9 protein-coding genes and 1 pseudogene are annotated in these 11,819 nt (G+C 68.0%); 8 read left to right on the top strand and 2 right to left on the bottom strand.

Annotation, left to right across the window (positions count from 1 at the left end; translation table 11 throughout):
- Window positions 1-173: 173 nt before the first annotated feature.
- Window positions 174-872, bottom strand: a complete 699-nt coding sequence (locus ACWDR3_RS45240; RefSeq protein WP_450358536.1) for a TetR/AcrR family transcriptional regulator — start codon at window positions 870-872, stop codon at window positions 174-176.
- A 167-nt stretch (window positions 873-1,039) separates the two neighbouring features.
- Here ACWDR3_RS45240 and ACWDR3_RS45235 point away from each other — a divergent pair, with 167 nt between their 5' ends.
- The 7 genes from ACWDR3_RS45235 (at window position 1,040) to ACWDR3_RS45205 (ending at window position 8,311) form a co-directional block, all read left to right on the top strand.
- Window positions 1,040-1,741 (top strand): SDR family NAD(P)-dependent oxidoreductase, encoded by a 702-nt coding sequence (locus tag ACWDR3_RS45235; protein WP_450358535.1) that lies wholly within the window; start codon window positions 1,040-1,042, stop codon window positions 1,739-1,741.
- A 232-nt stretch (window positions 1,742-1,973) separates the two neighbouring features.
- A complete protein-coding gene (locus ACWDR3_RS45230; protein ID WP_450358534.1) occupies window positions 1,974-2,288 on the top strand; it encodes a hypothetical protein in 315 nt (104 codons plus the stop codon).
- Window positions 2,285-2,962, top strand: a complete 678-nt coding sequence (locus tag ACWDR3_RS45225) for an SDR family NAD(P)-dependent oxidoreductase (RefSeq protein WP_450358533.1) — start codon at window positions 2,285-2,287, stop codon at window positions 2,960-2,962. Before ACWDR3_RS45230 ends, ACWDR3_RS45225 begins: the two co-directional genes overlap by 4 nt.
- Before the next feature lie 212 nt (window positions 2,963-3,174).
- Window positions 3,175-3,561 (top strand): winged helix-turn-helix transcriptional regulator, encoded by a 387-nt coding sequence (locus tag ACWDR3_RS45220; RefSeq protein WP_450358532.1) that lies wholly within the window; start codon window positions 3,175-3,177, stop codon window positions 3,559-3,561.
- A gap of 475 nt (window positions 3,562-4,036) precedes the next feature.
- On the top strand, window positions 4,037-6,283 hold the full coding sequence (locus ACWDR3_RS45215; RefSeq protein WP_450358531.1) for an MMPL family transporter: 2,247 nt from the start codon (window positions 4,037-4,039) through the stop codon (window positions 6,281-6,283).
- Window positions 6,284-6,566: 283 nt separating this feature from the next.
- Window positions 6,567-7,637: a sensor histidine kinase gene (locus tag ACWDR3_RS45210; protein ID WP_450358530.1), complete on the top strand. Its 1,071-nt coding sequence runs from the start codon at window positions 6,567-6,569 to the stop codon at window positions 7,635-7,637.
- The gene (locus ACWDR3_RS45205) at window positions 7,634-8,311 is read left to right on the top strand and encodes a response regulator (RefSeq protein ID WP_450358529.1); all 678 of its coding nucleotides are present in this window, start codon (window positions 7,634-7,636) and stop codon (window positions 8,309-8,311) included. Before ACWDR3_RS45210 ends, ACWDR3_RS45205 begins: the two co-directional genes overlap by 4 nt.
- A 186-nt stretch (window positions 8,312-8,497) precedes the next feature.
- Here ACWDR3_RS45205 and ACWDR3_RS45200 read toward each other — a convergent pair whose 3' ends face one another.
- Complete coding sequence (locus ACWDR3_RS45200; protein WP_450358528.1) at window positions 8,498-10,249, bottom strand: glycoside hydrolase family 6 protein; 1,752 nt, start codon at window positions 10,247-10,249, stop codon at window positions 8,498-8,500.
- Window positions 10,250-10,875: 626 nt separating this feature from the next.
- Between ACWDR3_RS45200 and ACWDR3_RS45195 the strand changes: the two are divergent.
- Window positions 10,876-11,730, top strand: a pseudogene (locus ACWDR3_RS45195) (cellulose binding domain-containing protein); the annotation flags it as partial.
- Window positions 11,731-11,819 lie beyond the last annotated feature (89 nt).

Raw genomic sequence — 11,819 nt, 5'->3', positions numbered from 1 at the left:
TCCAGGTGTCCGGAGACCCCGGACGGGGATACACGGCTCGCGGTGTTGGAGATGCTGGGGCAACGGTGAGCACTCGGCCGAGCATGGTTGGATCCTGGACGGGTGGTTCATCCTCGTCCGGCGCAGGAAGTGACAGAGCGCGGGCGTAGAGCAGTGCGCCGCGACCCAGCAGATCAGCTGTTCCGCTCCGGCTTCAGCGCGCCGGCGCCTGTCGGAGCGGTGCGGAGCATGGCCCTGTAGAGGTCGTCGTGCGCGGGCGAGGCGGGAAGGGGCGCCCGAGCCGGGGCCTCGAAGGACTGGATCATCAGCGCAACGACGCGTCGCCAGGCATCGGGAGCCGCGTCACCGCAGGCGTGAACGACGCCGAGGTTGGCCATGTGGAGCAGTACCAGATCGGAGGGGTCGAAGTCCTCACGCAGCCGGCCCGTGGCTTTGGCGCGGCCGATGAGCTCCACCATCCCCTCGTACGCCTCGTTCCGGCGCGTCTCCATCGCCTTCGCGGTGGGGAACGTCATGGTCAGGACGTCGGCAAAGCCGTTGTCGGCGGCCTGCATCGCGCAGGCGGTCTCGATGTAACCGGTGAAACCGTGCCACGGGTCGGGGTCTTCGAGGGCGGTGGCGACCGCGTCGGCGTAGGCATCCATCCGGTCTGCGAAGACGGCTGCGACCAGCGCCTCCTTCGTGGGGAAGTGCCGGAAGACGGTGGCGATCCCGACCCCGGTCTCGCGGGCCACGGAAGCCATGGAAGCACCGAGGCCGTCGCGCCCGAAGACAGCGCGCGCGGCGGTGAGGATCCGCCCCCGGTTGCGCTCGACGTCACTGCGCACAGGCTGGGCGGCTGGGGCGTCGGAGTGCTGGTCAGCGGGGCTCATGGGCACAGTCTAGCAATCGGAAAGCCCTATCCATTTCATGTGCTACGGTGGCTGAAGTGAACCGGAAAGGGCTATCCGCATTGGAAAACGGATAACCCTTTCCGGATCGTATCTCTACCTCCAGCGCCGCTCGTGGCTCATCGACGGCGTACTACGAAAGGATCGCTGTGACCAGCATCGCCATCGTCGGAGCCGGCCCCCAGCTGGGCCTGGCCATCGCCCGCACCTTCGGCTCCCAGGGCCACGACGTCGCCCTGATCTCCCGCAACCGCACCAAGCTCGACAACCTCGTCGACACCCTCACCGCCGAAGGCATCACCGCCGCCGCATTCCCCGCGGACGTACTCGACCGCGACACCCTCACCCAAGCCCTCAAGGACGCCGCCACCCGGTTCGGCGGAATCGACGTCCTGGAGTACTCCCCCGTGGGCACGTTCGGCATCACCACCCTGACTGCTCCGAGCGAGACCGAACCGACCCATGTGGAGTTCGAGATGAACTTCCAGTTGTACGGGGCCATCGCCGCCACGAAGGCAGTGCTGCCCGCCATGCGCGAAGCCGGTGCGGGCACCCTGCTGTACACCACCGGCGCGGGCTCGATCTGGCCCGACCCGCGGGTCGCCAACGTCAACGCTGCCGCGGCGGCGCTGCGCAACTGGGCGCTCAACCTGCACAAGGAACTGGCCGACACCGGCATCCAGGCAGCCCATGTCGGTATCGACTCCTCGATCGGCGTCTCCGTACTCCCTGGCGTCGAGGCGGCCCGGCCCGAGCAGATCTCACCGATGTACTGGGACCTGCACACCACCGAGCGCGACAAGGACGAGCTCGTCTTCAAGCTCGATGCCGACGGCTTCCCCCGCGGCTGACAGCGCACCAGGTCTCTCGTCGAACCCTGATCGCGCCGCGGCCGGCGACACCGCGGCGCGATCACAGAAACCGGATCCACGTCCTGACGGCCCAGCTCCCGCTACGGCACCACGATCTCGCTTCCATGAAGCGCGGCCCCGGGCATGGCGACGCGGGCCGGACCTCAGACCTACCAGGTGTCGCCCCAGTACCCGTCTTCGACTCGTCCCCACTCCCAAGGAGCAGACAGACATGATCAGAGCCACAGACCCATCGGACCCCGGCCCGATACCCCTCGCCCTCCACTCGGCGCATCTCGTCAATGTGTTCAGGGACGCACTGATCCGTATGCGCGACGGAGAGGAGCTGAGAGCCGAGGTCCTCGACGCGGCCGCCGAACTGCTGCGGATGGTGCAGGCGCCCAACGGCGACGCTCTGGCCGCCGAGGTCATGCCGCTGTTCAGGCAGGTATTCGAGGGGGACAACGGCGGATCTGACCGGCCGGCGTCGGCGATGTCACCGCGTCGCCCGACACACTCTCGCAGCTCCTGCAAAGGATCGCTGTGACCAGCATCGCCATCGTCGGAGCCGGCCCCCAGCTGGGCCTGGCCATCGCCCGCACCTTCGGCTCCCAGGGCCACGACGTCGCCCTGATCTCCCGCAACCGCACCAAGCTCGACGACCTCGTCGACACCCTCACCGCCGAAGGCATCACCGCCGCCGCGTTCCCCGCGGACGTACTCGACCGCGACACCCTCGCCCAAGCCCTCAAGGACGCCGCCACCCGGTTCGGCGGAATCGAGGTCCTGGAGTACTCCCCGTCGGCCGGGCGCGAAACCACCGCAGCAATCGTCCCGGCCACGGCCGAACCCGCGCATGTGCAGCACGAGATGGAGCTTCACCTCTACGGCGCTCTCGTCGCCGCCGAGGCTGTGCTGCCTGGGATGCGCAAAGCTCGAACCGGAACCCTGCTGTTCACCACCAGGGCCGGCTCCATCAACCCCCAGCCGTCGACCGCCCACACGAGCACTGCCATGGCCGCACTGCGCAATTGGGCCATCAACCTGCACGAAGAGCTGGCCGACACCGGCATCCAGGCCGCCCACATCGGCCTCGACGTGAGGATCGCCACCCCCACTTTCTACGGTCAGCCGCGCGTGACGGCCGATCAACTCTCGCCCGTCTACTGGGACTTGCACACCATTCACCGCGACCAGGCCGATCTCATCTTCAGAGGCTGACCCACACGTGATCGTCGGGCCAGGGGCACCGCACTCAAGTCAGGCCCAGCATCTGCCCACCGAGGAGAGGCCATGACCTGCACGTCCGCGAGCGATCACGGGATCACACCGCGCCCTCCGTCGTTCCCCGCAGGGCCACGTTCCCCCGGCCCCCTTGGCAGGAGCCGCCGCAGATGCGCTGCCCATGGGAACCTCGACGCCAAACCCGGCGTATGAATCGGTCCACGCAGCGGGCCCGCGAGAGTGCGGCCCATCACCATACGGAGACCGGTACACAGGTCGACGAGAGCATCACACGCGTTTTCCAACTCTTCGGGAAGCGCTGGACCGGCCCCATCGTGTCCGTGTTGATCACGGGACCGGCATACTTCGCCGACCTGCGTCGGGCGATACCCGGAATCAGCGAGCGCATGCTCTCCATCCGCCTGGCCGAGCTTGCCGCCACAGAACTCGTCGCACGCAAGGTGGGCGACGGACCGCCACTGCGGGTGTCCTACCAACTGACGGAATCGGGCGCAGCGTTGGAGCCCGCGCTCAAGGCACTTGCGGAGTGGGCGAAGACCCATCTCCCGGAGCCGAATGGGTCGTCCGACCGCTGAAGCCGTCCGCCCAGGCCCAAGTACCCCGCGAGTCACTGCCGTTGGCGGACTTCCGATTCTCACAGGACTGGGCCGACGACGCCGTCCAGGAAGCCCCCAACGCCTCAAGCAAGACATCCAACTGGGTGCCCACGCCGGCAGAGCGCAGATCAGGCCGACCAGGAGCAACAAGGGAACGGATGCTGCCGGCACCAGCACTGCGAACCCCGCCCTGCCCTGTAGCCAGTCCTCCCTGCGCGAGGCCGTCTCCTTCTCACGGACTACGTGGACCTCGCCGGAGAAGGCCAGGTCTCCTCCATCGGCAGTAGCCGCGATTGCGTGACAAGCGACGATGCCGATGAGAGACCACTCCACGAAGGATTGCCGGCATACATCCCGCCTCTGCACAGGCGGCGCCCTGCTGCCCCGGTGGCCTGCTGGGCCTTGCCTCCTGTGTGTCGCCCATTGCCGAGATCCCGACTGGAGAGCCTCCACCGTGGCCACGATTCTCTATCGACTGGGCCGAGTGTCGTTCCGTAAACGACATTGGTTCCTGTTGCTCTGGGCGGCGATACTCGCCGTCGCCATTTTCGGCGCGGCCAAGGCTCCGGCCGCGCCCAGCGACTCCATGTCCCTCTCCGGGACGGAGTCCCAGAAGGCGTTCGACCTCCTGAACGAGCGCTTCCCCGACAGCGGTAGCTCGGACGGGGCCACGGCCCGACTCGTCTTCGTCGCCCCGGACGGGCAGAAGATCACCGCGGCCGACAACAAGGCGGCGATCGAGCACACGGTGAGCGAACTCGCCGACGGCAGCCAAGTGCAGAGCGCCCTCGACCCCTTCAAGACGCATGCCGTGAGCAAGGACGGCACCACCGCGTACGCCACCATCGACTACACCAAGGCGAACAGCGAACTCACCGACACCACGACCACCGCGCTCAAGGACGCGGCGCAGGACGCCCGCGACACCGGTCTGACCGTCGAGATCGGCGGCGACGCCCTGCAGTCGATGGAGATGTCCTCCAACACCGAGCTGATCGGTGTCGCCGTCGCGGCCGTCGTCCTGCTGATCACCTTCGGGTCCGTCGTCGCGGCCGGCCTGTCGCTGCTCAGCGCGCTGCTCGGCATCGGCACGGGCGTCGCCGTCATCACCGCGCTCGCCAGCACCATCGGCTTCTCCTCCACGACCACCACCCTCGCCCTGATGCTCGGGCTCGCCGTCGGCATCGACTACGCCCTGTTCATCCTTTCCCGCTACCGATCCGAGCGGGCGGAGGGCCGGGACCCGGAGGAAGCCGCCGGTCGAGCCGTCGGTACGGCGGGTTCCGCCGTGGTGTTCGCCGGCCTCACCGTGATCATCGCCCTCGTCGGCCTGTCCGTCGTCGGTATGAGCATGCTGACCAAGATGGGTCTGGCCGCGGCGTTCACGGTCCTGGTGGCGGTGCTGATCGCCCTGACGCTGCTGCCCGCGCTGATCGGGTTCTTCCCGAAGGCCGTGATGCCCCGATCCGCTCGTAAGCAGGCCAGGAAGAACAACGCAGCACACGCCCCCGCGCATAGCGCTCCCGCCAAGGAGAAGCCGCAACTGAGCACGCGCTGGGCTCGCTTCATCATCCGACGGCCCGTGCTCGTCCTCCTGTTCGGCGTCTTGGTTCTGGGCACCTGCGCCATACCGGCACTCGATCTCCAACTGGGCAACCCGGGGGACGAGTCGAAGCCCACGTCGACCACGGAGCGCCGGGCCTACGACGACCTGTCCGATGCCTTCGGTCCCGGCTTCAACGGTCCCCTGACCGTCGTCGTGGACGCCACGGAATCCGACAACCCCAAGGCCGCGGCCACCACCATCGCCGAGGACCTCAAGGCGACGGACGGCGTCGTCAGCGTGACGCAGCCCATGTTCAACAAGACAGGCGACACGGCCGTGCTCACGGTCACCCCGACGACCTCTCCCACCAGCACCGAGACCAAGGAACTCGTCCACACGATTCGCGACGAAGCCGACGGCATCAAGGCCGACACCGGCGCGGACATGCTGGTCAGCGGCAACACGGCCGTGAACATCGACATGGCCGACAAGGTCACCGGCTCGATCCTGCCCTACCTCGCGCTCGTCGTCGGGCTGGCCTTCCTGCTCCTGATGCTGGTCTTCCGCTCGATCCTCGTTCCGCTGAAGGCGGCGCTCGGATTCCTGCTGTCGGTGTGCGCCTCGTTCGGCGTGATCGTGGCGGTCTTCCAGTGGGGCTGGTTCGCCGACCTGCTCGGCGTGCAGACGGTGGGCCCGATCTCCAGCCTGATGCCGGTCTTCCTGATCGGCGTGGTCTTCGGCCTGGCCATGGACTACGAGGTCTTCCTCGTCACGCGTATGCGCGAGGCGTACGTCCATGGCGAGCGGCCCGGGCAGGCGATCGTCACCGGGTTCCGGCACAGCGGCAAGGTCGTCGTGGCCGCGGCTGTGATCATGATTTCGGTCTTCGCCGGGTTCATCGGGATGAGCGAATCCACGATCAAGATGATGGGGCTCGGTCTCGCCTCGGCCGTCTTCCTCGACGCCTTCCTCGTCCGCATGACCATCGTCCCCGCCCTGTTGGCGCTCCTCGGGGACAAGGCCTGGTGGCTGCCTCGCCGGCTGCAGAAGATCCTGCCGAACGTGGACGTCGAGGGCGAGAAGCTGAACCGGACGGTCGAGTCCGCTCAGGCTGCCGGGCTCGATGAGGCACAGCACGAGCCGAGCCGTGTCTGACCGCCGGCTCACGTAGGGAGCGGTGGGCCACCCCTTCCGAGGGGCGGCCCACCGCTCTGCCGCGGGTCACGAGCGGCATCGGGGATGCTGGTGGGACAGGGAACACCCAAGGGACACGGCCGAGAGACACTTCATGATCAGCGACTGGCGCAACGCCTCGCGTCGACACCCACGTGCGACGGACGGTGCCTTGGCCCTGGCCACCTTCGCGCTGGGGGCTCTCGCGAGTGCCCTGCCTCCCTCAAGCCCCACACATCTGAGAGGGCCCGCCACGTTCGTGGTGGTGATCGTCGGCCTGGGGTCGGTGTCCTTGTTCCTGCACCGCGCTCACCCGCGGTTGACCACGGGGCTCACCACCGTGTGTGCGCTCGCTCTGGCACTCGCGGGCATCCAGCTCAACCCCCTGCTTCAGGCGCCGTGTCTGGTGTCGCTCTTCCTCCTCGCCCTCCGCACCGATCGACGTACGGCCCGTATCGGAGCGGCCACGGCAACCACGACACTGCTGGCGGCCACGCTCATCCACGACCCCGATTTCCCCTGGGGACTCGTCATCATCGGAATGGCATCGTGGACCCTGCTCCCAGGGGCCGTCGGAGACGCGGTGCGCAGCAACACCGAATACCTGGCCGCCGCCGAGGCCCGGGCCGAACTCGCCGAGCACACACGCGAGGAGGAGGCCCTTCGCCGTGTGACCGAGGAACGCCTGCGGATGGCCCGGGATCTGCACGACGTGGTCGCCCATCACATCGCGCTCGCCGCCACGCAGGCCCGCACCACCAAGTACCTCATGCGCCACCACCCGGATCGCGCGCCGGAGATGATGGACAACCTGTGCGACTCCACGGACGAAGCGCTGAGAGAACTCCGGGCGACCGTCGGCCTGCTGCGTCAGCGCGGTGACACCGACTCCCCGCGAGACCCGGCCCCCGGACTCGCCCAGCTACCGGCCCTGCTGGGAACCTTCGAGCGCGCGGGACTGAGTGTGGACGTCACCACAGAGGGGGAAACCCAGCCGTTGTCGCCCGGTGTGGATCTGACGGCCTACCGAGTCATCCAGGAAGCGCTGACCAACGTCACCAAACACGCCGGCACCACCAGCGCCGGGGTGCATCTCGCCTACGCCCGAAGCTGGGTGACGATCACCGTCGTCAACGAGGGACGTCCCGATGTATCGGCATCCCGTCCTGGTCACGTGTCCGGCTACGGGCTGATCGGCATGCGGGAACGCGCGCAGTCGGTCGGCGGTCGTCTCCAGGCCGGGCCCGAGACGGAGGGCGGCTTCACCGTCACACTCGGACTCCCGACGCACAAGACGGCACAGCATCCGAGTCCAGAGGAAGTACCCCACCAGTGACCATCCGCGTACTGCTCGCCGACGACCAGGCCCTCCTAGTCGGCACGTTCCGCCTGCTGATGGATCTGAGCGAGGACTTCGACGTCGTGGGAGTCGCCGCCAACGGCAGAGAGGCCGTCGACCTGGCCCGCGCCACATGCCCCGATGTCGTCGTGATGGACATCCGTATGCCGGTCCTCGACGGGCTCGCGGCGACGGCCGAGATCGCCGCGGACGAGGCACTGAGCTCCACGAGGGTGCTCGTGCTCACCACGTTCGAGACCGACGAATACGTCGCCGAAGCCATCCGCGCCGGAGCCTCCGGGTTCCTCGGCAAGGGCATCGGACCGGAGGAACTCCTCGCGGGCATCAGGACGGTGGCCGGCGGCGACGCACTCCTGTCGCCCGCTGCCACGCGGACGCTGATCTCCCGCTTCCTGGCTGCCCCCGAGACCGTTGCCCCCACCGCTCTCGGCGAGAACGCACTCCCCGAACTCACCGCGCGAGAACGGGAGGTGGTCGCCGAGGTCGCGGGCGGCCTGTCCAACGACGAGATCGCACAGAAGCTCTACGTGAGCCCGCTGACCGTCCGAAGCCACGTCCAGCGCGCCGTCACGAAGCTGAATGTGCGGGACCGCGCCCAACTCGTGGTGCGTGCCTACCAGTCCGGCCTGGTCCGGGCCCCGCGTGAGTAGTTGGCAGGTCCAAGCTGAAGTCCCGTACCAGTCGGGCTCGTTCACCTGACCGCCCCCGCTCAGCACCGCCGATCGCGGTGGCTCCCCGCCTCAAGAGACGCGAAGCCACCGCGACGACCTGCCCCGGATCCATCCCTCGTCCTACCGAGAGGGACCGACCCCGGCGGTCACAACAACGTCAGCCGGTCACGACAGCGGCGGGTACGCGTTCTGGATCAGCTGCTGGAACTGCGCGGAGAACCAGTGCCCGGCCAGCGGCGAGTTCGGCAGCGCGCCCGTGGCGTTGTTGCCGTTGCGCGCGTTGCCCCCGTATGTCGGGTCGCACATCCGGTCGAAGCCCTTGCCCTCGTCGTTGGGGACGGCGGCGCTGTTGCCGTCCGACTCCCCCGGCGGCTTGACCCACACGTAGGCGTCGATGCCGGTGGCCGGAGCCGCGGTCGGCCGTTCCCCGATGCCCGCGCCGCTCTGGTTGCACCAGTTGCCGGCGTGGATGCGCCGGTCGATCCGGGTGCTGTTGACGTAGCCGTCCACGGTGGTCTGCGCTCCGGGTCCGGTGGGCCGGGCGGAGCCGCCCCAGCCGTTGCGCGAGGTGTCGATCAGCATGCCGAGTCCGGAGTCGAATCCGGACGCGACGAGCTTGTCGCGCAGCGCCTGGGCGAAGGACTGCTCGTCCACGTACTGGTTCCAGTCCACCCACTTCGACTGACGTACGGTCTGGCCGTTCACCGTGTCGGTCACCTTGAGATACGGCTCCTTGGTGGGGCTGTAGTTCGCGGTGTTGACGATGAAGCCGGCCACGTCGTTCACGCTCGCGCCGTTCGATGTCGCGACCTTGTGGAACTCCTGCACCGCGGGATCGAGGTTGCTGTCCCAGCCGAGCCAGCCGTGGTGGGCGGCGTCGATGTAGTTGTAGACGTTCGGGATGGCACCCAGCTTGTCCAGGGCGTAGCCAACGCCCTTCTCGTAGTTGCCGTTGGACTTCATGGTCACGCAGGCGTCGGTGGTCGTGGCAGTGCCGCCGGCGTTGGTGACCAGGTTCGGCAGTGAGTCGGGTTCGATGACGGTGGCGATCCGCAGGCCCGCGTACTTCGCGTCGGACAGGATCGACGCGATGGGGTCGATGTACTGGGACTTGTACTTGTCGAGGTCGTTCGGCCCCAGTTCTCCGTTGGAGGCGAGAGCGGCGCAGTCGCGGCCGGGCAGGTCGTAGATGACCAACTGGACGACGAGATCGCCGGAGCCCTTCTGCCGCAAGGCCTCGTCGAGGTGGGCGCGCAGACCCATGCCGCCGCTCACACCGTTGATGGCGGCGATGCGGTCCAGCCACACCGCGGTGGGCTGGTTGGCGATGCGGCTGCCGCCCGGTTCGGCGGCGGCCTTCGCGGACCACTCGGGGTTCACGTACACCTTGGTGCCCGTGTAGGGGTTGTTGGCACGGCTGCCGGTGTCGCCACCTCCGCCGCCACCGCCCGTGCCGCCACCGGTGTCTCCGCCGGTGCCACCACCCGTACCGCCGCCGTTGTCGACGTTGCAGGCGACGCCGTCGAGCGCGAACGTGGCGGGCACGCTGTTGGTGCCGCTGTAGGACCCGTTGAAGCCGAAGCTGACCGAACCGCCGCTCGCGAGAGAGCCGTTGTAGCTCTCATTGGCAGCGGTGACGTCGGCGCCGTTCTGACTGAGCTTGGTGTTCCAGGCGTTGGTGACCTTCTGGTTCCCGCCGTACGTCCACTTCACGACCCAACTCGACTTGGCGGCCGCGTTGTTGGTGATGGTCACGGCGGCGGTGAAGCCCGTGTCCCACTGGCTCTGCACCTTGTAGTCGACGGTGCAGGGGACGGCCGAGGTGGCGGCGCCGGCCTGACCGACGACCAGTGCTGTCCCGGTCGTCCCGGCGACCAGCGTCAAGGCAGCGAGGAGCGATGTCCTGGTGTGACTCATGAGTGCGGGTTTCCTTCTCTCGGTGGGGAGTTGCCGAGGTCGCGCGGACGTTCGCGCCGGCCGACGTCTGGGCCACACCTGGGACAAGCAGGTGTTCCAGTGATCGGTGCGCAGCTACGTCCGGCATCTGCTCGAAGGAGCGGCCGAGCTGCCGGCGATTCGAGGCCTCGGTCGAGCTGGGGGGTGCCCGTTCAGCTGCGGAGTTGCCCGGCGGTGCCCCAAGGCGTCGATCGGCGTGATTCGAGCCGGCCGGGTTCATGTCCACGGCGCTCGCAGCCATGACTCCCTGCGCCGAGAACACCAGGCACAGCAGTGCTCAAGAGAGCATCGCTGACTAAAAGTACTGAATGCGGGGGGTGTCGCATGAGCGAGTCCTTACAGCTAGGCGCGCCGCTACGGACGCGTCGCCTGATGGAACCGCTCCCACTGGTGGGGAGGAAGTTAGCGGCAACTGACGGGGATTCATAGGGTCCTTGCGAAACTTTTCGCTGGATCGACTCAGTTCGAACTTTGAACGCCCCGGCATCTTGACCGCGCCCGCCTTCATCCCCACGATGGGAGCGCTCCCACTGGATTCAGGCCTTGGCACCTCTCCGCGAGTCGCGTGACGCAAGGAGGAACAGCACATGGATCCCGGACGCAAACGCAGAGCCGTACGGCGGTTCTGGACCGCCGTCGCCGCCGCGTTCGCCCTGCCTCTGTCCATGCTCGCCACCGGCACGACCACCGCGAACGCGGCGACCGTGCAGTGCAGCGTCGACTACAAGACCAATGACTGGGGTTCCGGCTTCACCGCCGACCTCACCCTCACCAACCGCGGCACGGCCGCCATCGACGGCTGGACCCTGACCTACGGCTACTCGGGCAACCAGAAGCTCTCGAACGGCTGGAACGGCACCTGGTCGCAGTCCGGACAGTCGATCACCGTGCAGAACGCCCCCTACAACGGGACGATCGCACCGGGCGCCGCCGTCTCGGCGGGAGCGCAGTTCAGCTACAGCGGCACCAACACCGCGCCGACCAACTTCGCGGTCAACGGCACCAGTTGCGTCGGCGCCCACCAGCCGCCGATCACCGTGCTGACCAGTCCCTCGGCCGGCGCGGTCTACTCGCAGGGCACCGCGGTCCCGCTCGCGGCGACAGCAGCGGCCGCGGACGGCGCGACGATCGGCAAGGTGGAGTTCTACGACGACACCACGCTGCTCGGCACCGACACGAGCGCGCCCTACACGTACTCCGCCTCGGGATTGACCGTGGGCAGTCACTCCCTGCTGGCGAAGGCGTACGACAGTCTGGGCGCGTCCGCGGAATCCACCCCGGTCGGCATCACCGTCGCCGCGGGTCCCGCCGTGGTCGCCTCGACCACCCAACTCGCCGTCCAGCAGGGCAAGACGGGCACCTACGAGGTGAAGCTCTCGACCCAGCCCTCGGCCAACGTGACCGTGACGACCGCCCGGACCGGCGGCAACACGGGCCTCAACTGGCGTGCATCCAGGGCGAGTTGTCAATTGATCACGCTGAGGTCATGATCGGTGACACTGTGTGGCGCGCCGTCGTGCGACGCGCTGGC

This window comes from Streptomyces sp. NPDC001002 (assembly GCF_053599215.1).
This window is presented reverse-complemented; position numbering and strand designations above follow the sequence as displayed.